The following is a 26,663-nucleotide window of genomic DNA, read 5'->3' as shown; positions in this document are numbered from 1 at the left end:
GTCATGGCGGGGCCTCCAAAGTAGACACGTCACCTTCGGGCAATCCGAGTTCGCGGGCCCGCAACAGTCGCCGCATCACCTTGCCGCTGCGTGTGTGCGGGAGGCTGTCTACGAAGACGATCTCCTTGGCGGCGACCGCGCCCAGGCCGCGGCGGCCGAAGGCGAGTAACTCGTCGTGCAACTGCTCGGAGCCGGTATAGCCGGGGCGCAGCAGAACGAAAGCCTTGACGAGCTGCCCCGCGACCGGGTCCGGGGTGCCGATGACACCGGCCTCGGCGACGGCCGGGTGCGCCATCAGCGCGCTTTCCACTTCGAACGGTCCGACCAGGTGTCCGGCGGACTTGATGACATCATCGGCGCGCCCGACGAACCAGTAGTAGCCGTCGGCGTCACGGCGGGCCAGGTCGCCGGACAGATACCAGGGTCCGATGAAGGCTTTGTCATAGCGCTGCGGCTGCTGCCAGTACTCGCGGAACATCGACGGCCAACCAGTATGCAGCGCCAATTCGCCGATCTCGCCGGCGTCGGCGTGCTGGACGCCCCCGCGCGTCAGTGGCCGGCCGTCCGGACCGCGGCGCAGGATCGTGGCATGGATACCGGGCAAGGGCCGCCCCATGGAGCCCGGCCGGACCTGTTCGGCAGCGAAATTGGCGATCATGATGGCGCCGGTCTCGGTCTGCCACCAGTTGTCGTGCACGGGTTTGCCCAAGGCTCGTTCGCCCCACACCACGACTTCGGGGTTGAGCGGTTCACCGACACTGGCGATGAAACGCAGACGCGACAGATCGGTTCCCGGCGGCAGGTCGTCTCCGTGCCGCATCAGCATGCGCAGCGCGGTGGGGGAGGTGTACCAGACCGTGACGCCTTCGGCGGTCAGGATGTCGTACCAGCGTCGGATATCGAACTCGGCCTCGTCACTGATCAGCGTGGCGCCCAGGCTCAGCGGCGCTATCACGCCGTAGGACATGCCGGTGACCCAGCCGGGATCGGCGGTGCACCAGAACATATCGCCGCCCCGCAGATCCAAGGCGTAGCGTGCGGTCACCCGATGCGCGAGCACCGCATTGTGCACATGCACCGCGCCTTTCGGTGTGCCGGTGGTGCCGCTGGTGAAATGCAGTAGCGCGGCGTCCTCGGGTTCGGTGCGCACGATGGTGTACTCGGGCGAGGCCGCGGCCATGGCCGCACGGAGATCGACGAGGTGATCATCAGCTTCGGCCGACTCGGCATCGGTGATGAGCACATACCGCAGTGCGGGCAATGCCTCGCGGATCGGCGCGACCTTGCGCCGATAGTGGGCTCGACTGGTGACGAGCACTTCTGCTCCGGCCAGGGCCATGCGCTGCCGAACCGGTTCCGGACCGAAAGCGGAGAACAACGGCGAAACGATACAGCCGGCCTTCCAGGTACCGAGCGCGGCGATGTACAGCTCGGGGCTGCGCCCGAGCAGAGTGCACACCCGGGCGCCGCGACCGACGCCGAGTTCTCGCAGCACACCGGCGAACCGATTACTCGATATCGCCAGATCCGAATAGGAGAAGGTGACACGGCTGCTGGGGTCGCGCAGCCAGTGCAATGCCGGCGCCCCGGCAAGCGGCGTATCCAGATGGCGGTCGACCGCCTCGTGCGCGATGTTGAGGCCGCCGCCGGGCAGCATCGCCAGCTCCCGGGCCGCACTGTCCCAATCGAAGTCCACCCGGGCACGACCGTAATCGGTCAGGTTTGCCTGCGTCCGCTGTGCGGCGGACTTCTCGATCGACCCCCAACGGGTCGACTCGTACTCCATCATCTGCGGGTCGTTCCGGTCCGCTGTGCGGCGTGTAGATCTGCCATCAGATTCCCGCAGGCACCGCGCGGAAGCCGGCGGGCGATATCCGCTTCGGAAACGATCCCGACCGGGCGGTTGTGGGAGACGACCGGTACGCGATGAAGCCTGTGTGCGCGCAGGGTGGCCACGACGTCGGCGACGTGGCGGTCGGCATCCACGGTGACCACATCGTCCGATGCGACGGTCCCGATTGTCGTCTGCTCCGCGTCCATACCGTCGGCCACGCAGCGCAGCACCAGATCGCGATCGGTGACGATACCGGTGATCGCACCGGCGTCGTCGAGGACCAATAACGACCCGATATCCTCGGTGCGCATCTGTCGTGCGGCCGTGGCGACCGATTCCTGGGCAGTGAGGCTGTGCACACCCGTATGCATCAGTGCGCGAGCGGTATCGGCAATGAGCAGATTGCGCACCTCGACGACACCGTCGACAGCCGCGACCAGTGCACCGATCAGACCGATCATGGTCGGCTCGGTCGTGCCCTTCAACGTGACGACACCGTCGTGTACCTCGGCCGAGACCGCACCGGGCGGAAGCCGCAACTTGCGGCGTAGTACTTTGTCCCGGATCACCACTGTCAATTCGGCGTCCGGGCGCAGGTACACACCCAGTACGTCTTTGCGGCTCACGATGCCGACCAGGCGCCCGCCGGAATCGATCACCGGAGCGCAGTGCAGATCGTGCCGGGCGAGGGTGGCCGCCGCGGCCGACACACTGGTTTCGGACATGAGCGTGACCACCGGTGCGCTCATCAGTTGCCGCGCGGTGACGGCCTCGCTCTTGCGAGCGAACATCTTCCGCCACACCGCCGACCACACGGTGCCCGGGATCGGACCACCGAGGCGTGCCTGCCGGGCGAGGAGATCGGCTTCGGTCACCATGCCGACGCAATGTCGGTCGGCATCGAGCACCGGTGCGCCGTTGATCCGATGGTGAGCGAGTGTCTGCACGACATCGTGAAAGGAGGTGTCCACATCGATGCCGACGACGTCCTCGGTCATCACTTCGGCGACTGTCATATGTCTCATGGCCCGCCTCCTCTCGCCGGTCGGCGATCGATCTCGGCGACCGGAGCATCCACGAAACAAGTGTGGGTCGGGCCCGCCCCCGTCCTCCACAGGCGAAAACCCCCGTGCTCCGGTACCAAAGTCACTTCTTCGACCGGTCGGGGGCCGCAGGTGGCCGGCTTTCCGTGCCTGTGTCCGGTGCCGCCGTAGTCGCCGAGGTAGGCCGAGGAGTCGGGGTCGGGGTACTGCTGCGGGCCCGGGGCGCTATCGCCGATGACTGCCGGGGTCCGGGGTCGGCCTCGTCGGTGACCTGCGGCGGCCGCATCGCTACCGCAGCGGCCGACCCGGCCGAGGAGCTACTTGCCGCAGCGGACCGCACCCGCTGTGCCAGGTTGTGGAACTGGCGTGCTTGCATGATCAGGTGAGCGGGTTCGCCGAAAAGCGTGTCGAACACGGCGGTGATGGCGCGCGGGGCGTCCCGGCCGATGGTCCGGACCACCAGTCGCGTCTTGTTATCGGGTAGTTCGCGCAGGTGAAAGCCCCATACTCCGCGGGCGAAGGCACGCGGGTCGGGTTCCGCGGGGTCGAGCGGGCGACCATCGGGGAGGGCGAAGTCGCTCCGTAGGACCAGGGTCGACGGGTACTCGGCCGCGGCCACGGTGAAAAAGAAGCGGCCGTCGGCGGTCGCCGGGATCCGATCGCCGGCTCGCAGGTCCTGCCACTCTTCGACGACCTCGTTCGTGCTGGGACGGCCTGCGTTGTCCAACTGGTCCCAGCTGTACCACCCGGCACGGTCGGCGCCCATCTGAATCAGCCACGGCCAGACTGCTGCCGGGGGAGCGGGAAGAGTCGTCGCCATGGTCGACCGTGAACGTGGTCGACCGATGAAGTCGTCGCCGGGATAGCTCGCCGAGATCTCTTCGCCGGTCGCGCCCCAGCGCAGCATGCGATGCCTCAGCAGAACGGCCGCCCCGGTCGCGGTGACCACGGTGGCAACGGGTAGCAGCATCGAGCGCATGGGAGCCCCTTGTGCCGAAGTGATTCGTCATCCCCAGTCCACCCATGCCGGTCCGCGCGGGTCAGGGCCGATGGTCCCGGGTATCCGGTCCTCGGTCCCTACTACGCGTCCCGTACCGCCGGTACCGAGGTCGCGGTGGGTGAACCGAACAGCCGGGTGATGACGTCAGGGTGGCCGGGGCTGGTTCCGGCGGTCACCAGGGTGGCCGAGGCCGCGGCAATACCCAGTTGCATCGCTTCGGTCCGGGACAGCCCCCGGGCGAATCCCACGGTCATGCCCGCGACCATCGCATCTCCGGCCCCGACTGCGCTCGCGATCGGAACCGCTGTCGCGGGCAATGCCTCCCACGAATCCGGGCCGACCGCCAGTGCCCCGTCGGCGCCCAGTGACACCACGACGAACTCGCTGGCCCCGGCGGCGATCAGTTCCCGGGCCGCGGTCACCTGGCTGGCACGGTCGGGCAGTGGACGGCCGGCGTATTCGGCGAGTTCACGCGCGCTCGGCTTCATCAAGAACACGCCGTGGTGAACCCGCCGCAGGGCTTCGCCCGAGGTGTCGAGTACGAATCGGCACCCCAGCTGTGCGACTCGCTCCGCGAGTGTCCGATAGAAATCGGCCGGTACGCCGGGCGGCAGACTTCCGCTGGCCACCACGTAGTGCGCGGAGCGTGCCGCGTGCACGGCGGCGTCGAGACAGTCGTTCCACTCGGGACCGGTCAGCGTCGGTCCGGGCAGGACGAAGCGGAACTGCCGACCGGAACTGGTCTCCGTAATCACGAAGCTCTCTCGCGTCGATCCGCCGATCGGGACGACTCGTCGCGGTAGGCCCGCATCATCGAGCAATCCCTGCAGCACATCACCCGTGGGTCCACCGGCGGGTAGAACAGCCAATACCGGCTCACCAAGAGCGAGAGCGGTGCGCGCGACATTGATACCGCCGCCGCCCGGATCCATCCGCGGCTGTGCGCACCGTATCTTCTCCGTTGACACCACCCGGTCGGCGCTGGTGGACAGATCGATCGTCGGATTCATCGTCACTGTGACAATGGGCGGCACAAGTGGCCTCCTGGAGAGTCGGGTCCAGCGTGTGGCACACGCCGATTCCACACCGCGCCCGGCCCTATGCCATAGAGGCGGCGGTCATCGATCACAACGACTCACGTCGACGCCGAAAGGGCCGAAAATCCCTCGCCCCACCCTCGGACACGGGTCCCGCGCCCGATCGCTGCTACGAGAAGCGGCAGGTGCCGGCAGATACGGGCTCTACGGGCGTGGCGACTTCACCGCCCATTATCGACCGCTGCGTCTCGGGTCCGATTCCAGGCCCGAACACCCGACCCTGCCCAAGAGAGGTCCTAGGTCTCGGTGGCCCGGGCACGACGCCTCTGATCCGGCACACCACACATCGACGACCCTGAACCCATGCAGTCGCAGACTCCCGCGCCCGTGTCCCTGTGCGTGGTCGCGTGGGGAGCCACTTCGTCCCTCGTCGTGCCGAACGGAGCGCGACCGAACGGCTGCCGAATCACCTGGGCTGCCGTCGCCGCTCCCGCGGAGAGGACCGCCCGTGTCGTATTCGCGTGATCCACTGGCACCGGCCGTACACACCGCGCATGAATGGTTGCGGACGGTCACGAACGATCTGGGCACCTACGACCGTGTTTTCGCGCACCGGGTACTGCGGGCATGGCTGCATACGGTACGTGACAGCGTCGGTGCCGGGACCGCGGCGCGGCTGGCCGCTCAACTGCCGGAGTTGTTCCGCGGCGCCTTCTATGAGGGCTGGGTGCCCGCCGAGCCGCCACGCCTACATACAGTGGACTTGTTTCTCGCGCAGTTCGCCACCGAGGCCGGTGTCTCCGACGACGAGGCAGCCGCCCTGCTCGGCGCGGTCACCGAAGCCCTGAGCGAACTCTTCTCCGCGGGGCAGCTGCACCGCCTGCTGGCGGAACTTCCCGCACCGCTGCGCCGACTGCTGACCGGCGATCTGCTGAACAGCACATTCACCACAGCCGGTACCGACAACGAAGGGAGCCGATGATGGGTGCCTACGTCGCGGCGTTCGATCAACTGCGCCTGGCCGATACCGACGAGGCCGGTGGTAAAGGCGCCAACCTCGGTGAACTGGTAGCCGCCGGCCTCCCGGTACCGCCGGGTTTCGTCATACTGCGCTCCTGCTATGAGCAGGTGATCGGACAGGGAGCGCACGGCGCCGAACTCTCCTCCTTGCACGGCGAAGCCCTACGAGCCGCCGAGGCCGCCGACCCCGATCGCGTGGACGTCCTGTGCCGGCGCATGCGTGAACTCGTCCACGCCTGCACCCTCGATCCCTCGGCCAGGACCGCCCTTCTCGCCGCCTACCACGCACTCGGCAAGGACCTCCGGGTGGCTGTTCGATCCTCAGCGGTCGGTGAGGACAGCGCCACCTCTTCTTTCGCCGGGATGAACCTCACCCGCACCAATGTGCGCGGCGAACAGCACCTTGTCGAGGCGGTGTTCGACTGCTGGGCCTCTCTTTTCACTCCGCGGGTCCTGACCTATCGCGCCCGCCGGGGTATGCACCAAACCCCGGCCATGGCTGTGGTGGTGCAGCAGATGGTCGACGCCCGCCGGGCCGGGGTCGCGTTCACGGCGGACCCGGCCACCGGCCGCCGGGACCGGATCGTCATCGATGCGGCCCGCGGCCAGGGCGAGGTCGTGGTGTCCGGGACCACCCGTCCCGATACCTACATTCTCGACACCGCCGGACCTCATCTACTCGAACACCGGCCCGGCCACCAGGATTTCGCCATCGTCGCCGGACCGGACGGAGACCGCCGCATCGAAGTCGCCGACGACGACAAAACGACGCCGCCCCTGACCGAGCACGAAGCCGTCGAGGTGGCCCAGCTCGCGATGGCGGTACAACAGCACCACGACGGCCGACCCCAAGATGTCGAGTGGGTCTACGACGAAGATTCACTGTGGCTGGTGCAAGCCCGACCCATCACCACTATGCGCGAATCGCGACCTGCTTCCTCCCCCGACCTGTCGCCGGCAACGGTGCTAGTGCGCGGATTGGGCGCCGCGCCCGGCACCGCCGGGGGAACCGTCCGCGTACTGTCCTCCCCCGACCAGGGTGACGCCCTACAGCCGGGTGAGATCCTGGTCGCCCCGATGACCAACCCGGATTGGCTGCCGACCATCAACCGGGCAGCCGCCGTGGTCACCGACAGCGGTGGAATGACCTGTCACGCGGCGATCGTCGCCCGCGAACTCGGAGTACCTTGCGTGGTCGGCGCACGATCGGCCACCACTACCCTCACCGACGGTGACACGGTCACCGTCGACGGCTCGGCGGGTGAGGTCCGCGCGGGCAGGCCCACCGGCGCTCCCGTACTCACCGCGCCGGCCGATCGGGCCGCTACCGTCCACGCGCCACTCACGCCCACGGCGACCAGGCTGTATGTGAACATCGCCCTTCCCGAAGCCGCGCAGCGGGCAGCGGCCGCCGATACCGACGGCGTCGGATTGCTGCGTGCCGAGATACTGCTGACCCGGGCGCTGGACAATATGCACCCACGCGAAGTGATCGCTCGTGGCGAGCAACGCGCGTTCCTCGACCGTATGGTCGGTGCCCTGACCGATATCACCACCGCGTTCGCCCCGCGTCCGGTGATCTACCGCGCAACCGATTTGCGCAGCAACGAATTCCGGGCACTCGTCGGTGGGGAACGCCACGAGCCGCTCGAACACAATCCGATGATCGGCTACCGCGGCTGTTATCGCTACACCAAGGATCCCGAGGTCTTCCAGCTCGAGCTCACCGCACTGGCCGAGGTCCGGGAACGAACCCCCAACCTGCATTTGATGATCCCGTTCGTCCGGACCCGGTGGGAACTCGAAGCGTGCCTGGAACTGGTGGATGCCGGTCCGCTACGCCACCAGCGCGGAATGCATCGCTGGGTGATGGCCGAAGTCCCGTCGGTCCTCTACTGGCTCCCCGAATACGTCGGCCTGGGTATCGACGGAGTCTCGATCGGCAGCAACGACCTCACCCAGCTGACCCTGGGAGTGGACCGCGACTCAGTAGAATGCGCGCCGCTGTTCGACGAATCCGACCCCGCTGTGCTGGACGCCATCTCGAATATCGTGTCCGCGGCCCGCACCCTGGGGATCACCTCCTCGCTGTGCGGGCAGGCGCCGTCCAGCCACCCGGAGTTCATCGAGCAACTGATCGGGATGGGGATCACCTCCGTATCGGTCACGCCCGACGCCGTCCCCGCCGCGCGTCGTGCGATCGATGCCGCCGAACGACGGTTACTCCTCGACCACGCCCGTGCGGCCACCGGTCCGCGATGATCGTCGGGCGAACGTTCGTTCAGCTGCGGGAAACGCACACAGGTGTTGTCGTGCTGTGCGGGGACCGGGCCTACAAGGCCAAGAAACCGATCACGACCGATTTCCTCGACTTCGGCACCACGGAACTACGAGAGCGGGCCTGTGTACGTGAGGTCGCACTGAATCGCAGACTCGCCCCCGATATCTACCTGGGCGTCGCCCACCTCACCGACCCCACCGGTGGGCCGGACGAACCGGTGATCGTGATGCGCCGCCTGCCCGAGGAATCCCGGCTGTCCAACCGGCTCGAGGGCCGCTCGGGTGGATCTCCCGACCTGTCGGGCCTGGTGGAATCACTGGTGGCATTCCACGCCACGGCCCGGCGTGGACCCGATATCGACCGCGCCGGCACCGTCGAGGCGCTGGCGGAGCGATGGAACGACCTTATGGCGAACATGCGGCAACAGTGGGGCGATGTCCTCGACCCGGAGGTGCTCGACACGATCAGAACACTGGCGCAGCGGTACCTGTCCGGCCGGCGGCCGCTGCTGGAGACCCGCATCGCCGGGGGACGGATCGTCGACGGCCACGGTGACCTCCTCGCCGAGGATATCTTCGAACTGTCCGACGGGTTCCGGATCCTCGACTGCCTGGATTTCGACGATCGGCTGCGCTACGTCGATTGTCTCGACGATATCGCGTTCCTCGCTATGGACCTGGAGTTCCTGGGCCACCCCGGTCACGCGGAAACCCTTGTGCATGAATATCGTCGACGATCCGGCGACACCGCCCCGGAATCCTTGGTCGACCACTACATCGCCTACCGTGCGCTGGTCCGTGCGAAGGTCGACGCGATCCGTGCCGGGCAGGGCGATGCCGCCGCGGGTGACCGCGCGCACCGGCATCTCCGGATCGCGGTGGGCCATCTGCGACGGTCGGCGGTGCGACTCGTCCTCGTCGGCGGTCTGCCCGGTTCCGGCAAATCCACACTGGCCACTGGACTGGCGGCGCGGACCGGAGCCGTGGTGCTGTCCAGCGACGGGCTGCGCCGGGAGCTACGGTCCACCGGCGATATCGCCGGCGAAAGTGGTGTCTACGATCGGGGCGCGTACTCCCTCGCGAACAGGGACCGCGTGTACACCGAGCTCGTGCGCCGGGCGCAGACGCTGCTCAGTGCCGGCGTCTCGGTCGTTCTGGACGCCAGCTGGCTCGATGCCGACCAGCGAAAGGTCGCTCAGACCGCCGCATCGGCCGCGGGCGCATGTACCGGGTCGATACGCTGTGTCTGTCCGGCCACCGTGGCGCTTGACCGGATCCGGCACCGCGGCAACAGTCTTTCCGAGGCCACCCCGCAGATCGCCACTGCTTTGGCCGGTGCCGTTGACCCCTGGCCGGACGCAGTGGATATCGACACCGACGCGCCTCGGGTGTTGTCGGTCTCGGCGGCCTGCCGGGTTTGGGATGATCTCGCCGGCGAGGAGCGGACAGCAGCGCCGATGAACGGGGCTGCGGCGCGGGCCGCTACGGTCTCCCGCAATCCGAACCCATGAGCGGTGGCGACGGCTACGCCGTAGGTGCCTACGCCGTAGGTGCTTCGGCCTGGGCGGGCAGCTGAGGTTCGCATATCGCCTCGACGAACTCGCCGACCTCCTGCTCCGGCAGTTCCCGGGCCAGGTCGGCTTCGGTGATGATGCCCACCAGCCGGCCGTGGTCGGTAACCGGGAGCCGACGGATCTGGTAGCGCTCCATCAGTGCCAGAGCCTCGCCGATATCGGTACCAGTCTCCACTGTGTGCAGTTCGTCCCCTTGGGCGTACTCACCGGCGGTGGCAGTAGCGGGGTTGTGTCCCAGCGCGACACAGTTCACGACGATGTCGCGATCGGTGACGATGCCTACCGGGTTGCCTTCGCCATCGCAAATCGGCAGGGCGCCGATGCCGCGTTGACGCATCTGCTGTGCCGCGATGTCCAGCGTGTCACGGACCCCTATATGGGCCACTTCTTCGTGCATCACAGCCTGCGCGGTCGTCATGGTTGCCTCCCTGATGTCACATCTTCGGTGATGTGCCCATACTCGCCGCCGGAATCGGGTGGCGTCAGGGGACTAAGTACTCTGCGGCAGGTCTTCTGTAGTCGATGTGAAACGGGTTGCTTCGCGACGGCGCTGCACCTCCTCGTACCGCCCTCTCATCGGCGTGCTGCGCGATCTCCGGGGTGCCGCCCACTGCGTCGACCGCTGGGTTCGATGACCGAAGGTCACTCGACAATCCCCTCGTTCGGCTCTGTCGGCGCGACGCCTCCATCATTAGCTTCGGAGACGCGATATACACAGTCGCTGTTCACAGAACGCCGAGGAGATCCGACATGCGTGCACGCGTCGTCTACGAGTCCGTTTTCGGCAACACCGAGGCCGCAGCCGCCGCCATCGCCCGGGGCCTGGGCGAATTCGCCGAGGTCGAATCGGTGGACGTGGCCGCCGCCGGGCCCACCTCTCACTCGCCGGTGGATCTGCTCGTCGTCGGCGGCCCCACACATGCCTTCGGATTGAGCCGCCGCCGAACGCGCCAAGAGGCGGCCGACCGATTCGGCGGCCCGGACGTCACGGGCGGCGCGACAGGTATCCGGGAATGGCTCGAGGCCGAACACCGGACCTCGGCCGGTGCGCGAGCGGCGGCGTTCGGGACCAAGATGCAACACCCCGGCCACCTGCCCGGCTCCGCGGCCCGCGGTATCGGCAGACGGCTGCGCCGGGCAGGATTCGCACTCGTCCGGCGCCCGATCGACTTCTACGTCGTAGGGATGACAGGACCCCTCGCCCCGGGCGAGTTCGACCGCGCCAGGTTATGGGCCGAGCACCTGGCGTCCGAGGAAGCCGATCGCCGCGCACAACAGTCTCGATAGCGGGCCGCTCGGTCGTATCGGCGGTGCGGCGTCATCTGCTGCCGGAGGACACCAGGACAGGTGACTTTCGACTGTCTCGCCCGGCGGGGGAAAACGGGAGGCTGAGGACTGATGATCCGGCGACGAGAGGTGCAGAGATGAGTGCATTCACCGGCCGCAGCGCGCTCGTCACCGGCGGCGCCCGAGGTATCGGTGCCGCCATCGTCCGCGCCCTGGCCAAGGACAATATCGACGTCGTCATCGGCGACCTGCTCGAACCCGCCGGTACAGCACTCGCCGAGTCGGTGGGACCCCACGCGCTGTTCCAACGGCTCGACGTCACCGACGAAGCGGACTGGCGGCGGGTACTCGACGAAGCCGAGGCCGTGTACGGGCCGCTGGCGATCCTGGTCAACAACGCCGGAATCCTCGATTTCGGTGATGTCGAAACGGAATCGCCGATGGCTTTCCGCCATGTCGTCGATGTGAACCTCTACGGCGCCTGGCTGGGTATGCACTACGCGGCCCCCCGGCTTCGCGCGGCGGGCGGCGGGGTCATCCTGAACATTTCGTCGACGGCCGGTCTGATGGGGTACGCGGGACTCGGCGCCTACGTTGCGAGCAAATGGGGTTTGCGCGGGCTGACCAAAGCCGCCGCGCTCGAACTCGGCCGGGCCGGTGTCCGGGTGTGCTCGGTCCACCCCGGCCCGATTCACACTCCGATGACCGAGGTGATGGACGAATCGGTTGCCGCGGCCCAGCCGTTGCCGCGTTTCGGCGAACCGGAGGAGGTAGCGGCGATGGTCCGTTTCCTGATCACCGAAGCGACCTTCTCCACCGGTTCGGAATTCGTCCTGGACGGCGGCGCCACCGCGGGACAAGTCCTGAACCTTCCCGCACCGTCGTGACCGAGGCGGTGCCGTCCGCATGACCGGAACTTCCGCAAGAAGACGCCGATCCGAGAGCGAGGACCCATCATGGCCGGGATTCATCCGGACACCGAGGCCGTTCGTGCCGCCCTGGCGCTGGCCGTCCGGGCACCCTCGGTGCACAACACCCAACCTTGGCAGTGGCGGATCGGAGATCGAACCGTTCACCTGTATGCCGACGACAGCCGACGGCTGCCGCATACCGATCCCGACGGACGTGACGAGATCCTCAGCTGCGGGGTGGCGCTGCACCACTTCCGCGTCGCGGCCAAATCGATGGGGTGGCGAACCATCGTCCACCGGCTCCCGAACCCCGCTGACCCGGCGCACCTCGCGGCGATCGAATTCGCCCGTGCGACTCCGACCGCGGACGACGAAGAGCTGGCGCGCGCGATAAACCGCAGACATACCGACCGGCGCCGGGTTTCGGCCCGGGAGACCCCGGCCGGTGATCTCGCCACCCTCGCTGCCGCGGCCACCGAGCAGGGCGCCGATATCCGTGAGATCACCACCGACGCGGACCGCCCGGTCCTGGTGGCGGCGTTCGCGCGGGCCGCCGAAAAGCACCGGACCGACCCCGACTATCGCGCCGAACTCTCGATGTGGAGCGGCCATCACGCCGCACCGGACGGTGTACCCGCGCGCAACGCCGTACCCGTGGCCGCGGACCCGCTCACTCGCGAGTTCGCGGGCGCCACACTGCGCGAATCCGGTGTCCGGGAGATGACCGAGGGCGGCAGCCTCCTGTTGATCCATACCGACTCCGACGATCGGCTCTCCCGGCTCCGGGCCGGAGAAGCGGGCAGCGCAGTGCTGCTGACGGCCACGATGCTCGGCATGGCGACCTGTCCGATGACCGAACCCTTCGAATTACCCGATACCCGGGAGATGGTGCGCGGCCGGGTGCTCGAGGGTATCGGCTATCCGCAGCTGGTCGTCCGGATCGGGTCGGCGCCGGCGGGCGCGGACGATATCCCGGTCTCGCCGCGCCGCCCGCTCGACGAAATGATCGGCCCCCTGCGCTAGATCGCTTGTCGGTAGGTGAAGACCGGCTACGCGCCGCCGGACCAGGACGGAGCAACCGATGGCAGAGGTCCCGGCCGAGAAAGCCGGCACACCCATCGTGGTGGGTGTCGACGGCTCACTCCCGTCGCTGCGTGCCGCGGCATGGGCCGGGCTGGAAGCCCAGCTGCAGGGGCAAAGGTTGCATCTGCTCACTTCGTGCGCACTGCCGCCTCGTTCGGGGACCTCGGTGCCGGCCGAGGCAGAGATCGAATGGCTGCGGGCGGACGGGGAGTGGGTGCTCGACGAAGCGGTGCGAGCGGCACGCGCGACGGTCGGCGGCTCGGTGGCGATCACGACAGAGCTGACCTTCGAACTGGTCACCCCGACCCTCCTGGACCGCTCGGCGCGGGCGGCGATGCTGGCTGTCGGCAGGCGCGGCCGCGGTGGGGTCGCCCCGACGGTCATCGGTTCGCTCAGCTCCGCGGTGACAGCGCACGCGCACTGTCCCGTCGCTGTCATATCCGGGCAATCCGGCACCGACCCCGTCTCCCGGCACAAACCGGTAGCGGTCGGGGTCGACGGTAGCCCACACAGCCTGGTCGCGCTGGAGACCGCTTTCGCCGAGGCGTCGCGTCGCGGGGTGGGGCTCGTGGCGGTGCACGCCTGGAGCGATACCAGCGGAATCGCACTACCCACAGATAGGCGTCCCACCGACGAAGCTCTGCTCGGCCGGTGGATGACCGGTCCCGCCCGGCGCTATCCCCAGGTAAAGGTCGAAAGGGTCGTCCGGACCGATGCGCCCGCGCGGACGCTGACCGCCGAATCGGCGTGGGCCCAGCTGCTGGTCGTGGGCCGCCGCGGCCGTGGCGGAGCCCCGGGCACCGTCTTGGGGGCGACCACAGTCGCGCTGCTGTACGCGGCGGAATGCCCGCTCATGGTCGTGCACGGTCGGCCGATGAGGAATTAGCAGGAAAGGAAAGCCGATGGCAGACCATGGATCCGGCCCGCAGGAACACTCCGAGGCGTTGATAGTCGCGGCGGCGGACGGTTCACCGAGCGCCTACCGGGCGGTTGCCTGGGCCGCTGTCGAAGCAGGTATGCATCACTGCGGGCTGCACCTCGTCAATTCGTGGACGATTCCGTCCGGCTTCGGACCCGAAGCGATCGCGACCGAGAACGATCTGCGCTGGATGCGTGAAGAGGGTGAGCGAATCCTCACCGAGGCGGCGCACGTGGCCCGGACAGCGACCCCGGGCCACGAACTCGCCATCACCACCGAGGCGACCGATCTGCTCATCGTGCCCGCACTCATCACGCAGTCGTCCACGGCGCGGATGCTGGTGGTCGGCAGCCGTGGCCTGGGCGCCTTCCAACGCGGCCTGCTCGGATCGGTGAGTACGGCGGTCACCCGCCACGCGCAGTGCCCGGTCGCGGTGATCCACGCCGACACCCCACTGGACGTGGTATCGGCCGGCCGGCCGGTGCTGGTGGGCGTCGACGGCACCGGCAACAGCGTCGCGGCGGTGGAACTCGCCTTCGACGAGGCGGCGCGCCGCGAAGTCGGGTTGACCGCGCTGCACGCCTGGAGTGATACCAGCGGGCTCGATATCCCGGTCCGCAACTGGGACAGCGCCCGGGCATCGGCGGAAGCGGAGCTGGCCGAGAACCTCGCCGGTTATTGCGAGCGATATCCGGACGTCCCCGTCCAGCGGATCGTGACAGCGGACCGGCCGGTCCGCTCGCTGCTCGATGCCTCGGACGACGCGCAGCTGGTCGTCGTGGGCAGCCACGGGCGCGGCGGTTTCCCGAGCATGCTGCTCGGCTCGACCAGCAACGCGCTGCTGCATGCCGTGGATACTCCGATGATCATCGTCCGCGCGCGGGACGCCCGATGAGCTGCGAGGCGCGGGTCAATTCGTGGGCCGGAAGCAGGAATCAGCGGTGCTGTTCGGTATGGGCGACCATGACCGGACAGTGCGCATGCTGGACGAGCGCATTGCCGGTGGATCCCAGCAACAGGCCGCGGAACCCACCCCGGCCGCGGTTGCCGACGACCACCAGCTGCGCCAGCCTCGACCACTCGATCAACTGATGAACCGGCCCGGCGGGGTAGACCTTGCGGAGGACCGGGACATCGGGATACTTCTCCTGCCAACCAGCGAGTTGTTCGGACAGGAGGGCCTGTGCGGAGGCGGCTACTACCGGGTCCGTGATCGTATTCGGGTATCCGGCAAAGCGATCGAAGCGCTGATCGCACCAGGCGTGTACCGCCACGAGCCGGGTCCTGCGCTCGGCGGCCTCGTGGAAGGCGGCGGCGAGGGCGGCTTGGCTCCGGGCGCTGCCGTCTATGCCCACCACCACCGGGTATCCGCCGCCGGACCGGAGTTCGGCACCACGATGCCGGACCACCGCCACGGTCCCTCGCCCGTGTGCGACGACAGCGAGCAGCGTGGAGCCGAGGTGGGCGAACGTCCCGCTGTCGCCGGCCGCGCCGAGGACGACCATATGCGCGTCGGCCGATCGCGCGATGAGCAGGCGCGCAGATTCCGCCTCGCGGACCTCGGTACGGATCCGGACGCTGGGAGCGACTGCCCTGGCCAGGTGCGTCGCCGAGGTGATGTACTCCGCCCCGCACCGGCGGATGTCGTCGATGACGCCGGGAGCCAGCACGTCGTAGGAGCCCAGTGCGGCCGCGGCGGCCGTGAGATCGAGCCCGTGCACGATGTGCAGGGTCCGGCCACGCTGGGCCGCGGTTTCCGCGGCCCAGTGCACTGCCCGGTGGGAGGCGGCGGAACCGTCGGTACCCACCACGATGGCAGCGGAGGCCAGATTGTGTGGTCGGTCCGTGCGGTGGGCGGCCATGTCGTGAGTCCCTTCGGCTCGACGGGGCACAGTATTCCTAGGCTAGAAGCCCTCCCGGCCCGGCACGCCTGTCGTTTGTCACGAACCCGGGGGCCGAAAGGCGATAGTCCATTCCTTCCGGTGGACGGCGTGGCGGTTCCGATACCGCGGATCGGTGACCTTCGCCTCTGCCGGCGATCGGACGGTGGGGGAACAGTGAAGATGACGACGTTCTTACCGATCGCCCACAACGAAAGCAGCCGAGGATGGGTTCCGGTGCCTCTCATATGACCCAGTCGGACCTGTTCACCTGGAGCATGGAACAGGATCCCGTGCTCCGTTCGACCATCGTCTCGGTGCTCGTTCTCGACGCGGAGCCACAATGGGACACGGTGGTGCGGGTAGTGGACCGGGGAACCCGGGTGGTCCCGAGGTTCCGGCACATCCTGTCCACGGTGCCGCTGGGTCTCGCCCCGCCCCGCTGGGAACCGGACCCGAACTTCGATCTGTCCTGGCATCTTCGCCGCGCCGCGCTGCCGGGTGCGGCGGATCGGTCCGATGTGCTCGAGTTCGCCCGGAACGAGGTGATGACAGCCTTTGACCCCGCCCGCCCATTGTGGACATTGACCCTGTTGACAGGTTTGCCCGAAGGGCGCACGGCGGCTGTTCTCAAGGTCCACCACAGTTTGACCGACGGCGTCGGCGGTATGGAGATCGCCGGGCAGATACTGGATATCACCCGAGCGGGGACAGAACGCGGACCGGTCCGCGGACTGAGCGGGTCCGTGTCCGGGCAGGTCGCCGATACGCTGGCGTGGAACTGGTCGACGGGGTATGGACTGCTCCGTGGCGGAGTGTCCGCGGTGGCGGCGCTCGGACGAGCGGCCTGGAATCCGGTCGCCGCCGCACGCGGCGGCGCGGCCCTCACGTCCTCGCTGGCGCGCCTGGCCCGTCCCGTGGTCACCACGATGTCGCCGGTGATGACCGAACGCAGCCTCGGACGGCGGTTGACGGTACTCGAGGTGCCGCTCCAACAGCTGACCGAATCCGCACTCACGGCCGGATGCACCGTCAACGATGCCTTCCTCACCGCCCTGCTCCTGGGATTGCGTTCCTACCACGCTCGATACGACGCGCCGATAGAGCAGCTGCGGGTGACGGTCCCGATCAGTATCCGCGCCGAAGACGATCCGATCGGCGGAAACCGGATCACCCTGGCCAGATTCGGTATTCCGGTCCACACCGACGACGTATTGGACCTGATGTGGGTGGTGCACGATCTCGTCGACCGCTGGCGTCGTGAACCCGCCATCCCACTGTCCAACGCGGTGGCGGCCGTATTCAACCGGCTGCCCAGTGGTGCGCTGGCGCAGATGCTGAAGCACATCGACTTCGTCGCCTCCGACGTACCGGGCTCACCGGTCCCGCTCTACCTCGCGGGCGCCGAGGTGGAGAGCATCCACGCGTTCGGTCCGACCATCGGCACCGCGTTCAACGCGACATTGATCTCCTATCTCGGAACATGTTGTGTGGGAATCAATGTCGATACGGCGGCGGTGCCGGATCTGCCGGAATTCACCGCCTGCCTCGATTCCGGGTTCCGCGCAGTGTCGGCGCTCGGTTCCGGCGCGGATGCCGCTGCGAGATGAGGATCATGACCGGCCGGTCGGACATCTACGCCACAGCCACCGGCGGCGTGCCGACCGTGCGGCAACACCCTCGCGACAGGAGTGCGTGATGACCGAGCTCCGTGCACTCGACACCGGTTTCATCGAATTGGAGGACGCCGATCGGCGGATCAGCCTCGGTATCGCGGTTGTCGCGATCCTGGACGGTCCGCCGCCCCCACGCGACGCTTTCACCGCGACGCTGGGGCAGCGGCTCGGCGGGATGCCCCGGATGAAGCAACGAGTACATCGCGCCCCATTCGATGTGACCGCCCCGCAATGGGAGGACGACCCCGCCTTCGACCTCGCTCACCATATTCGGTGGACAGCCCTGCCACGACCCGGCGACGAGAGGACACTGTGGGAGTTGGTGGCCACCGAAATCGAAGAGCGTCTCGATCGCGACCACCCGCTGTGGCAATGCGTCGTGGTGGAGGGCCTGACCGAGGACCGCTGGGCGTTGGTCTTGAAAGCACACCACAGCCTGGTGGACGGAATCTCCGGAGTGGCAGTTTTCGCAAACCTCTGTGATCCGCCGCCGTCGGCCGCGCGCAAGCGGGCACCTCCGCGTCGTGCACAGCGGCCACCCGAACTCCCGGCCTTGCTGAAGCTTCCGGTGTCGATGCCCAGGATCGCCTTCGACACGGTGCGTCGTCTCGTTCCGGTCGGCGCGGCCGTGGTCGAACCGGGACCGGTGTCCTCGCTCAACGGGCCCATCGGGCACCGGCGTCGATACATCGCAGTACGGGTGTCGCTTCCGGTGGTCGCCGATATCGGGGCGAAGTACCGGGTCACCGTCAACGACGTGGTCCTCGCCGCGATCACCGCGGGCTACCGCGAACTGTTACTGGGGCGCGGCGAGACACCGACCACACACGGACTGCGCATCCTCGTGCCGGTGTCCATGCGGGCCGAGCACGCGAAATATGTTCTGGACAACCAGGTCTCGGCAGTTCTGCCGTACCTGCCGATCGACCGAACCGACGCGGTCGACCGCCTGCGCGCCGTCCATACGTCCATGCAGACCCAGAAATCCGGTGGTGCCGCGGGTGCCGAGCATACGGTCCTCGGCTTGGCTCAATGGCTACCCTTCGCCGCAGTGGCGTGGACTCTGCGACTCGCGACGCGGTTTCCCCAGCGCAGTGTCGCCGCGGTGGCGACCAATGTCCCAGGACCGCGGCACGAGCTCACACTCCAAGGCCATGAAGTGCTGGAATTGCTGCCCGCGGTGCCGATCGCTATGCGCCTGCGGACCGCGATCGCGATTCTCAGCTACCACGATCACCTGGTGTTCGGAATCACCGGTGATTACGACACGACCCCCGATATCGACATGCTGGCGGACGGGATCCGAAGCGCCGTAAGTGAACTCGCCGCGCGCGCCGCCTGCGGTCGCGATTCTTCCGGTCCGCCCGCGAAGGACGGGGAGAACGGGTAGGCGTCTCACCGGTCTTCGGTGGGGGAGAAGGACGGCGGTCCCTGGTAGGGGCGTTGCAGAGCGGCGAATTCCGGGACAGTGGCCGTGGTGACGAGGGCCTCGAGCAATGCACGGCCCCGCTCGGGGCGCGGCGGCGCGGTGAGGACCGGTCCGGCGAATCCGCGTCCGTCGATCGAAATGATCGGGCTGCCGCCCGGGCCGCCGAGCGTGTCCTGACTCGCTCGGTGAAAGCGAGCCACCGCGGGATCGTATGCGGCCTCGTCGAGTGCACCGGTCAACGCGGGGTCGAGGCCGGCGCCGGACAAGGCGTTGAACGAGGCAGTTTCCGGCGGTCGGCCTTCCATGTGTAGTTGTGATCCGAATTCCCGGTAGAGCGTGGTGAAGACGGCCTCGTCGTACCGTTCGGCAGCCGCGGCGAATAGTCTGCCCACCCGACGCGATCGATCGATCATCGGTTGGTGGCCGGTATCGGCGTCGTTACCTTCGTTGAGCACCGCCAGGCTCATCTGCCGCAGAGTCACCCGGTGGGCGTCGGCTGCGCTGTCGAGCAACCAGCCCGCCGTCACCCACGCGAACGGGCACACCGGGTCCAGATACAGATCGATCTCGATCATGGTCGTTCCTCCTTCAGTGCGGCTCGTGGGCCGGGACGGCTTGTGCGAGTCCTCCGTGGAAGCGCGATGCACGAGTGGCCCGATGGCATCAATATACCCCCCGGGGTATAGTCGGCCGGGATGAATACCCCCGGGGGTATATGAACGGAGGAGTGTGCCGATGAGCGAAGAAACTCGGAAGCGGGGAGGCGGCGGGTCGACACGCGTTGCGACCGCGGTCGCCCCGACACCCTCGCCCACGCCGCTGGGTGGGCCGCTCGCGCGAATGGGTGCGACCATGGCCGGGCGCGCGCGCCTGGTTTTCGGGGTATGGCTGGTAGTGCTGATCGCCCTCGGCGCCGCCGCGCCCAGTGTGTTCACCTCGCTCGCGGGTGCGGGCTGGCAGGCCGACGGGTCGGAGTCGGTGCGCGTGCGTGAAGTCGCCGAACAGCACTTCGGCGGGAACTCCTCGGCCGCTGTGCAGGTGGTCGTGCACTCCGGCACCGAGACCGTCGGCAGTCCCGCGATGACCCAGGTGATCGGCGAGATCACTCAGGTGTTCGCCGGGGACGACCGATTCGGGCCCGTGATCGCTCCGCAGCCGGGAACGACGATCAGTCCCGACGGTCACACCGGGATCCTCATCGCGGGCGCGAACGCATCCACCGACGATATGGTTCGGGCAGTCGATGACCACAAAGAGGCCCTGACGGCGCTGTCGGACGGGGGAGTGGAGGTCTATCCGACGGGCGCGTCCGCCCTCTGGAGTGATTTCAACAAGGCCAATCACGACGCCATGGTCAAGGCCGAGTTGTTCTCCTGGCCGGTAACGCTCGCGATCATGGTATTGGCATTCGGGTCCCTGGTCGCTGCGGGGCTGCCGCTGCTGCTGACCGTCGCCGGTCTGGTGGCCTCCGCCGGTGGACTGGTGCTGCTGAACCAGATCACACCCATCTCGGTGTGGGCGATGAACTTCGCGATGATGTTCGCCCTCGCGCTCGGAATCGATTACGCCCTGTTCATCGTCGCGCGCTTCCGGGACGCGCTGACCAGAACAGCCGACACCCGGCGGGCGGTCGCCGAAACCATGGACACCGCCGGCAAGGCGGTTGTGCTGTCGGGCATCACGGTATTGGTCAGTTTGTCGGCGGTGCTGCTCGTCCCGGCTCCGGCGGTGCGCACGATGGCCGTCGGCATCATGCTGGCCGTGGTGTTCGTACTCGCCGCTACCCTGACGCTGCTACCCGCGACGCTGGGCGCCCTGGGCAAGAAGATCAACGCAGGTGCGCTCCCGTACGCGAAACGGCAACAGCACCGGTCCCCGCATTTCGCGCGATGGGGCGCGACGCTGCACAACCACCCGTGGCCGTTCGCGGTCGCCGCGCTCGCCGTGCTGATCGGGCTGTCGATTCCGGTGCTGGGGTTGAAGGTCGCGATGCCCTCGATCCAGGTCGTGCCCGCGGACGCACCGGTGCGTCAAGGGTATGAACTCGTGCAACGGCAGCTGGGCCCCGGTGCTCCGGGAGCGCTGCAGATCGTCGCCCCGGCCGGAGACGCAGCCGAAACCGGACGTCTGGCCGCGGCCACCGACGGTGTCGCCATGGTCACCCCCGCCCAGTCCTCCGGTGACGGATCGGATCTGGTGATGCTGCAGGCCCTGCCCGAAGTCGACCCCTCCGACGAACGCATGGGTGCGATCCTCGACGACCTGCGGGAGCGGCTACCCGACCAGGCGATCGTCGGCGGCGCACCCGCGGAGAACCTGGATCTGCAGCAGGCGCTCGACGACTATCTGCCGATCATCGTCGGCGTGATCCTCGTACTCGGTTTCGTGCTGCTGCTGGTCGCGCTGCAGGCTCCACTCATCGCGGCGCTGGGCACCCTGGTCAGCCTGCTGTCGACCGCCGCCGCGTTCGGTGTGGCGAAACTGATCTTCCAGGACGGTCACGGCGCGAGCCTGCTCGGCTTCACCCCGCAGGGATTCCTCGACGGCTGGGGTCCGGTGTTCTTCTTCGCCATGATCTTCGCGATCGCCATGGATTACACCGTGTTCCTGCTGGCAACCGCCAAAGAGCACTACGAGCGCACCGAGGACCCGAAGGCCGCCCACATCGACGGACTGGCGCATTCCGGGCGGGTGATCTTCGCGGCGGCCGCGGTCATGGTCGCGGTGTTCTTCACCTTCGCTCTGGCCCAGCCGCTGCCACCCAAGGAAATGGGAATCATCCTCGGCGTCGCGGTCCTGCTCGACGCGCTCGTGGTGCGGTTGGTCCTGCTACCGGTCATTCTGCGATTGACCGGCCACGGTGCGTGGTGGTCGCCCCGCTGGTTGCGCAGAGTGCTGCCGAGCATCAGTTTCGCTCACCACTGACCGATGTCCCTGCCCGACTCACGCTGACCCGATACCCTGGGGGGTATTATGAGGTGGGGGACGTGAAGAGGAGAAACACACCATGATCGGCGACGAGAACACCATCGCTCCCGTACTCAACCGGCTGCGCCGCGCCCACGGCCAACTCGCGGGTGTCATCGCGATGATCGAGGCCGGACGCGACTGCAAAGACGTGGTCACCCAGCTCGCGGCCGTATCCCGCGCGCTGGACCGCGCCGGATTCAAAATCGTCGCCACCGGTTTGCGTGAATGCCTCGACCGCGAGGATGCGGACACCAACCCGATGACTGTCGACGAGCTGGAAAAACTGTTCCTCGCGTTGGCCTGACCTCCGCGTGTCCAGGAACCGTCAGCAGAAGGACGGACGAATATGTCGACCCTTGTACGTCACCGCGAATGGACCATCGACCGCCTGGTCCCGTCGCTTGCCGGAGTCCTGGTCCTGGTGAGTACCGGCCTGGCCGCCGTGCTGTCCCCGTGGTGGCTGGTCCTTGCCATGCTCGTCGGAGCGAACCTGCTGCTCTACAGTGCGGTCGGCTGGTGCCCAGCGACACTGATCATGGCACGTCTCGGCGTCCCCGCCGGTTCCTTCACCTGCACGAACCCGCGCACCTGAATCCGCGCGGACACAGCCACCCACCGGAACAGGAGATGAGCAGATGACCGACACCACCACCGGACTGGCGATTTCCACCACTTTGACCACCACGTTCGACGACGCGGTGCAACGCACGCGCGCGGCCTTGTCGGAGCAAGGATTCGGCATACTCACCGAAATCGATATGCGCGCCACGCTCCAGGCCAAGCTCGGCCACGAAATGGAGGACTATCTCATCCTCGGTGCCTGCAATCCACCGCTGGCCCACCGCGCTGTCGACATCGATCGCCAGATCGGGCTCCTGTTGCCCTGCAACGTTATCGTTCGTCGTGATCCCGCAAAGGACACCGATGTACTGGTCGAAGCGATGAATCCGAACGTTATGGTTCAGGTCACCGGAGAATCAGCACTGACATCCGTCGCCGAGGAGGCCTCGATGAGACTCCGGGCTGCCATCAACTCTCTCCATGCAACCACGCATTGACAAGGCGAGCTCCATATTCGGCGTATGCCCACGGCCGAACGGCCGGGAGACAGAAGCGCCGCCGCCGCGGACCCCTGCCGTGATGTTCCGGTAGCGCTGTCGACGGCACCATCGCGGATTGCCACCGGTTGATTACCCGGCGCGACGCTCGGCCCGGTAGAGGACGTAATGACGTATCGCGCGTTGACTACCGGGTGAGCGCACTCCGCTGGAGGCGTTCGGTGTCGAGGCGCCCAACGAAATGGCTGCGATCTGCGGCCCGGTTATGGTGGCGCGCGATCGGTCCGATGACGATTCAGCGGATCGACCTCGCCCGTTGTGCGTGGCCGGTGCCGGCGGCCGGGTCAACGCGGAGGAGATCCGGTGCGCAAGGTGTGCAGGCGGCGGCGGTACTCCTCGTCGTCGAGCTCCCCACGCGCGAAGCGGTCCGCGAGCAGCTGCTCGGCATTCGTTCCCGGCAGAGAAGAAGTTCCCCAAGACCGCGGTGAGGCCGACACCGTGCGGATGATCGCGACGACGGCAACCGTGATCAGTCCGGTAAGCAGCACCATCGCTATGACCATCAGGACAACGCCCCAACCGTTCATACCGTGCCCGCACCAGTACGTCGAAATCTCCTCGCTCGAGATTGTTCTTTGCCATCGAGCGTGGTCGCGCCCGCTCGGTACCACCAGTGCCTCGAGTCGCTACCCGAGGGCCATAAGGCCCTTCTGCTCGTGGTGGGTGCGATCGACCTTCGCTGGCTCGGGATCGATCGCGGTTACCGGCGATGCCGGGTGCTCCGTCCAGAGCAATAGCCCCGCGTTCCGAAACAGGCCAGCGCCGCCCTATTGGACGACCAGAAGATGGCGCTGACGGAATGCGTGGGCGTAGTGGTCGATTCCCCCTCCGGACACAACCACTATGCCGTGTCACCCGTTCTACCTGCGGTTATCTACGCGGGTGGAGCGGGTTGTTTCATTGGATCAACGCGAAGCCGCAGGTGGGTACTTGTGGGGGTTCAACTCGGGTTGAGCTGAGAGAGTACTGAGAAAACGGCAGGTCATCGTAGCGCGCCACATTTCGCCATATCGCTGATGTCATTCCGGTTCTGCAATATCGGCCGACTGACCTGTGGTTGGGATACATTCCCCCGCATCGTCGTCAACGGGCACCAAGAGTGGCTGGTGTACCTCGGACCGGAGTCACGAGCCATTCCGAAAGACCGTTTGTGACCGGCATCAAGGATGAGAAACCAGCCTGCGACAGGCTCCTGTCATGGTTGGGACCGGCGCAGTTGCGGGACAGGATTGGTCACCGTAAGCGCTTTCTGACATGGACCGGCGCTGTCGGCGGGCACCGCGAATCCTCGTCCTGAGTGTCCAGGCGCTGATCTTGGCACGCAGCGCTGGATGTATCCATTGGATGCCGTCCCGGCAGGGAACTGTTTTCGTCGGTGTTGTGCGCGGGGGCCGGTGAGGCGCTGTTACTCTGCCGGAGAGTGCAGTGGTCGGGCGGGTTTTGGTTAGTGGAGGTGTGGAGAGTGGCGCGCAAGGTTGTGGTGACCGTGATCGACGATCTGGATGGCGCGTCCGCGGCCGCTGAGACCGTTTCGTTCGGGATCGACGGGGTGGACTATGAGATCGACCTGTCCGAGGCGAATGCGCGGGATCTCCGTGCCGGCCTGGACAAGTGGATTCCGTTCGCGCGCAAGGTCGGGGGACGAAGCCGGGTCAAGGCTCATGCGGCGGGTCGGCACAAGGATGCGAAGGCGGTGCGGGAGTGGGCGCGCCGCAATGGGCATGACGTGCCCGAGCGTGGCCGGATTCCCTCCACGGTGCTGCAGGCATACCAGCGGGCGGCGAGCTGATTCCAGGGCGAGCCTGACAGGTCAGGTGTCCGCGGAACTGTCGTTGTGCTGCAAGGTGTTTCCGGCGGCCTGTATGGGCATGAATGACTGACCTGGGCCGTGAACCGGTGTTGCGAGAGACTTGGTCTGGGTCCCCCAGGGGGGAGTAGTCCGATGTTTCGCTCGGAGCTCAGCTCGACGCGGTCTGGTCCTGATGTTCTGATTCGTGTAGGTCGTGAAGGATCCGTTCGGTGGTGGCGTTCTGGGTCCAGGTGTGGTCGATGCGGGTTTCGGTGACGAAGGGCAGTGGTTGCCATCCGTGGTACCACGACCGCATTGCGGTCTCGCCGAACTCGGTGGCTTGTGGCCGTTGGGCATGCCGGGTGAGGGTTTGTTCGAATGTGAGGTCCCAGGCGTAGAAGAAGGCGCGTTGTGCTCGGGTGAGTGTTTCGAGCATGGGCCAGTAGTGGTCGGTGTCGAGGATTCCTTCGACGATGACCAGTTGTCAGCGGGGTAGGCAGGTGGTGGCGATGAGTTCGATCAGTTCGATGTTGAAGGCGTCGGGGGTGTCGGGTTCGCGCAGGATGGTGCGTCGGATGTTGTCCTGGGCGATCAGGGTGGCTCGGCCGTGGTCGAAGTGCTGGTGCAGGGCGCGGGCGATGGTGGATTTGCCGGATCCGGAGTTGCCGCGCAGCACGAGGAGCGTTCCGGGCTGGGGGAGTGGGCCGGGCATAGCCTCACGGTAGTGGCGCTCGGCAGGACACGTTTCGTGTCCGGTGACACCAAGTCGATCGAGTCGACACGGCCGCGCGGCTTGCGGACTCCAGCTTCAGTGGATTGGCTCGCGGACCGGGCTCTTCCACGCTGTTCGTGGAATTGTGATACTCAGATATGCGCAATTAAATATGCATTGCAGGGTAGCCAGGTCGAGCATCCCGCGGTAGGAAGTGGCGGTTTTGTCGTAACGAGTGGCGATCGCTCGATACTCTTTGAGCCAGTTGAAGCAGCGTTCGACCACGTTGCGCCGCCGGTAGGCCACCGGATCGAACACCGGCGGCCGGCCACCGGCACTGCCACGGCGACGCCGGTTGGCCTGCTGATCGACGCGTTCGGGGATCGTGGCGGCGATCCCACGAGTGCGCAGATGAGCGCGGATAGCGCGGGTGGAGTATCCCTTGTCCGCCAGGATCCGCCGCGGTCGCTTCCATAATTGGCCTCGACCGGGTTTCGGTATCCAGATCCCGGCCAAGACCTGGGTGAACATGGTGCAATCGTTGACGTTGCCCGCGGTCAGCAGCAGCGTCAGCGGCCGGCCGTGGCCGTCACAAGCCAGATGGATTTTCGTAGTCGGGCCACCACGAGAACGTCCGATGGCATGATCAACTGGTTCGCTGTGCCCGCACCCGGATCCGTTGTCCTCCTCTGTGAACCACACGCGTTCGAGCGCCGGCGGCGTGCTGATGAACGCGCACGAGCGAGGAAGCCACCGACACTTCACGATCGAGTTCGTCGATCGCTTCGGCGATCACCTGCACCTGCGCCACGAGCATCGCCAGGGTGCCGTTGCGGGACCACCGCCAGAACCGGTTGTAGACCGTTTTCCAGGGCCCGTATTGTTCGGGCAGGTCCCGCCACGCCACACCGGTCTTGGCCTTGTAGAGCATCGCGTTCAGGATCCGCCGGTCATCCACCCGCGGACGGCCTTTTGCCCCCGAGACCGGCAACAACGGCTCGATCGTGCGCCACTGTTCCTCGGTCAACTCATGCCTACGCGCCACGACCACACATCAAATCAAACCCGCACCTCGACCGCACAGGCTTTGAGGACACTGCC

General features: G+C 67.1%; 25 protein-coding genes and 1 pseudogene. 15 read left to right on the top strand and 11 right to left on the bottom strand.

What is annotated here, in order from left to right:
* Window position 1: 1 nt before the first annotated feature.
* The 4 genes from acsA to NF4_RS32865 all read right to left on the bottom strand — a co-directional run bounded on the left by acsA (window position 2) and on the right by NF4_RS32865 (window position 4,911).
* Window positions 2–1,789 (bottom strand): acetate--CoA ligase, encoded by a 1,788-nt coding sequence (gene acsA, locus NF4_RS32880; RefSeq protein WP_232330756.1) that lies wholly within the window; start codon window positions 1,787–1,789, stop codon window positions 2–4.
* Window positions 1,786–2,859 (bottom strand): CBS domain-containing protein, encoded by a 1,074-nt coding sequence (locus tag NF4_RS32875; RefSeq protein WP_063131301.1) that lies wholly within the window; start codon window positions 2,857–2,859, stop codon window positions 1,786–1,788. The genes acsA and NF4_RS32875 overlap by 4 nt, the downstream gene beginning before the upstream one ends.
* A 121-nt stretch (window positions 2,860–2,980) precedes the next feature.
* Window positions 2,981–3,856 (bottom strand): hypothetical protein, encoded by an 876-nt coding sequence (locus tag NF4_RS32870; RefSeq protein WP_063814777.1) that lies wholly within the window; start codon window positions 3,854–3,856, stop codon window positions 2,981–2,983.
* A 101-nt stretch (window positions 3,857–3,957) separates the two neighbouring features.
* Complete coding sequence (locus NF4_RS32865; RefSeq protein ID WP_063131300.1) at window positions 3,958–4,911, bottom strand: 1-phosphofructokinase family hexose kinase; 954 nt, start codon at window positions 4,909–4,911, stop codon at window positions 3,958–3,960.
* A 511-nt stretch (window positions 4,912–5,422) separates the two neighbouring features.
* Here NF4_RS32865 and NF4_RS38920 point away from each other — a divergent pair.
* From NF4_RS38920 to NF4_RS32850, 3 genes are read left to right on the top strand one after another with little or no spacing between them, the layout of a single operon-like run.
* Window positions 5,423–5,896, top strand: coding sequence for a DUF2267 domain-containing protein (locus NF4_RS38920; protein ID WP_063131299.1), 474 nt, complete (start codon window positions 5,423–5,425; stop codon window positions 5,894–5,896).
* Window positions 5,896–8,196, top strand: coding sequence for a phosphoenolpyruvate synthase (gene ppsA, locus NF4_RS32855; protein WP_157120728.1), 2,301 nt, complete (start codon window positions 5,896–5,898; stop codon window positions 8,194–8,196). Before NF4_RS38920 ends, ppsA begins: the two co-directional genes overlap by 1 nt.
* A gap of 50 nt (window positions 8,197–8,246) precedes the next feature.
* Window positions 8,247–9,725, top strand: coding sequence for a bifunctional aminoglycoside phosphotransferase/ATP-binding protein (locus NF4_RS32850; protein ID WP_198165559.1), 1,479 nt, complete (start codon window positions 8,247–8,249; stop codon window positions 9,723–9,725).
* A gap of 28 nt (window positions 9,726–9,753) precedes the next feature.
* On the opposite strand, the gene NF4_RS32845 is transcribed toward NF4_RS32850, so the two are convergent.
* Window positions 9,754–10,206, bottom strand: a complete 453-nt coding sequence (locus NF4_RS32845) for a CBS domain-containing protein (protein ID WP_063131297.1) — start codon at window positions 10,204–10,206, stop codon at window positions 9,754–9,756.
* Window positions 10,207–10,538: 332 nt separating this feature from the next.
* Between NF4_RS32845 and NF4_RS32840 the strand changes: the two genes are divergently transcribed.
* The 5 genes from NF4_RS32840 to NF4_RS32820 all read left to right on the top strand — a co-directional run bounded on the left by NF4_RS32840 (window position 10,539) and on the right by NF4_RS32820 (window position 14,883).
* A complete protein-coding gene (locus NF4_RS32840; protein ID WP_063131296.1) occupies window positions 10,539–11,075 on the top strand; it encodes a flavodoxin family protein in 537 nt (178 codons plus the stop codon).
* A 137-nt stretch (window positions 11,076–11,212) separates the two neighbouring features.
* Window positions 11,213–11,962 (top strand): SDR family NAD(P)-dependent oxidoreductase, encoded by a 750-nt coding sequence (locus NF4_RS32835; protein WP_063131295.1) that lies wholly within the window; start codon window positions 11,213–11,215, stop codon window positions 11,960–11,962.
* Between the two features lie 69 nt (window positions 11,963–12,031).
* Window positions 12,032–13,009: an Acg family FMN-binding oxidoreductase gene (locus NF4_RS32830; RefSeq protein ID WP_063131294.1), complete on the top strand. Its 978-nt coding sequence runs from the start codon at window positions 12,032–12,034 to the stop codon at window positions 13,007–13,009.
* 58 nt (window positions 13,010–13,067) lie between these two features.
* The gene (locus NF4_RS32825; protein WP_063131293.1) at window positions 13,068–13,955 is read left to right on the top strand and encodes a universal stress protein; all 888 of its coding nucleotides are present in this window, start codon (window positions 13,068–13,070) and stop codon (window positions 13,953–13,955) included.
* A gap of 16 nt (window positions 13,956–13,971) precedes the next feature.
* Entirely contained in the window at window positions 13,972–14,883 is a 912-nt protein-coding gene (locus NF4_RS32820) for a universal stress protein (protein WP_063131292.1), read from the top strand.
* Between the two features lie 40 nt (window positions 14,884–14,923).
* On the opposite strand, the gene NF4_RS32815 is transcribed toward NF4_RS32820, so the two are convergent.
* The gene (locus NF4_RS32815; RefSeq protein ID WP_063131291.1) at window positions 14,924–15,850 is read right to left on the bottom strand and encodes a universal stress protein; all 927 of its coding nucleotides are present in this window, start codon (window positions 15,848–15,850) and stop codon (window positions 14,924–14,926) included.
* A gap of 266 nt (window positions 15,851–16,116) precedes the next feature.
* Here NF4_RS32815 and NF4_RS32810 point away from each other — a divergent pair, with 266 nt between their 5' ends.
* Window positions 16,117–17,478: a wax ester/triacylglycerol synthase domain-containing protein gene (locus NF4_RS32810; protein WP_232330755.1), complete on the top strand. Its 1,362-nt coding sequence runs from the start codon at window positions 16,117–16,119 to the stop codon at window positions 17,476–17,478.
* An 88-nt stretch (window positions 17,479–17,566) separates the two neighbouring features.
* The gene (locus NF4_RS32805) at window positions 17,567–18,934 is read left to right on the top strand and encodes a wax ester/triacylglycerol synthase family O-acyltransferase (RefSeq protein ID WP_063131289.1); all 1,368 of its coding nucleotides are present in this window, start codon (window positions 17,567–17,569) and stop codon (window positions 18,932–18,934) included.
* 5 nt (window positions 18,935–18,939) lie between these two features.
* Here NF4_RS32805 and NF4_RS32800 read toward each other — a convergent pair whose 3' ends face one another.
* A complete protein-coding gene (locus tag NF4_RS32800; protein WP_063131288.1) occupies window positions 18,940–19,548 on the bottom strand; it encodes a mycothiol-dependent nitroreductase Rv2466c family protein in 609 nt (202 codons plus the stop codon).
* Between the two features lie 265 nt (window positions 19,549–19,813).
* Between NF4_RS32800 and NF4_RS32795 the strand changes: the two genes are divergently transcribed.
* The 4 genes from NF4_RS32795 (at window position 19,814) to NF4_RS32780 (ending at window position 23,001) form a co-directional block, all read left to right on the top strand.
* Complete coding sequence (locus NF4_RS32795) at window positions 19,814–21,898, top strand: MMPL family transporter (RefSeq protein WP_063131287.1); 2,085 nt, start codon at window positions 19,814–19,816, stop codon at window positions 21,896–21,898.
* Window positions 21,899–21,980: 82 nt separating this feature from the next.
* Complete coding sequence (locus tag NF4_RS32790; protein WP_063131286.1) at window positions 21,981–22,247, top strand: metal-sensitive transcriptional regulator; 267 nt, start codon at window positions 21,981–21,983, stop codon at window positions 22,245–22,247.
* A gap of 42 nt (window positions 22,248–22,289) precedes the next feature.
* A complete protein-coding gene (locus NF4_RS32785; RefSeq protein WP_063131285.1) occupies window positions 22,290–22,535 on the top strand; it encodes a YgaP family membrane protein in 246 nt (81 codons plus the stop codon).
* 43 nt (window positions 22,536–22,578) lie between these two features.
* The gene (locus NF4_RS32780; RefSeq protein ID WP_063131284.1) at window positions 22,579–23,001 is read left to right on the top strand and encodes a DUF302 domain-containing protein; all 423 of its coding nucleotides are present in this window, start codon (window positions 22,579–22,581) and stop codon (window positions 22,999–23,001) included.
* A 344-nt stretch (window positions 23,002–23,345) separates the two neighbouring features.
* On the opposite strand, the gene NF4_RS32775 is transcribed toward NF4_RS32780, so the two are convergent.
* Complete coding sequence (locus NF4_RS32775; protein ID WP_232330754.1) at window positions 23,346–23,552, bottom strand: SHOCT domain-containing protein; 207 nt, start codon at window positions 23,550–23,552, stop codon at window positions 23,346–23,348.
* 971 nt (window positions 23,553–24,523) lie between these two features.
* Between NF4_RS32775 and NF4_RS32770 the strand changes: the two genes are divergently transcribed.
* Window positions 24,524–24,850 (top strand): histone-like nucleoid-structuring protein Lsr2, encoded by a 327-nt coding sequence (locus NF4_RS32770; RefSeq protein ID WP_063131346.1) that lies wholly within the window; start codon window positions 24,524–24,526, stop codon window positions 24,848–24,850.
* Between the two features lie 169 nt (window positions 24,851–25,019).
* Here NF4_RS32770 and NF4_RS37235 read toward each other — a convergent pair whose 3' ends face one another.
* The 3 genes and pseudogenes from NF4_RS37235 to NF4_RS37225 all read right to left on the bottom strand — a co-directional run.
* Complete coding sequence (locus NF4_RS37235; RefSeq protein ID WP_063131282.1) at window positions 25,020–25,286, bottom strand: P-loop NTPase family protein; 267 nt, start codon at window positions 25,284–25,286, stop codon at window positions 25,020–25,022.
* 48 nt (window positions 25,287–25,334) lie between these two features.
* Window positions 25,335–25,562, bottom strand: coding sequence for an AAA family ATPase (locus tag NF4_RS37230; RefSeq protein ID WP_157120727.1), 228 nt, complete (start codon window positions 25,560–25,562; stop codon window positions 25,335–25,337).
* 177 nt (window positions 25,563–25,739) lie between these two features.
* Window positions 25,740–26,613, bottom strand: a pseudogene (locus tag NF4_RS37225) (IS5 family transposase); the annotation flags it as partial.
* Between the last annotated feature and the right edge of the window lie 50 nt (window positions 26,614–26,663).

Source organism: Nocardia fusca NBRC 14340 (genome assembly GCF_001618425.1).
GTDB classification, from domain to species: domain Bacteria; phylum Actinomycetota; class Actinomycetes; order Mycobacteriales; family Mycobacteriaceae; genus Nocardia; species Nocardia fusca.
This window is presented reverse-complemented; position numbering and strand designations above follow the sequence as displayed.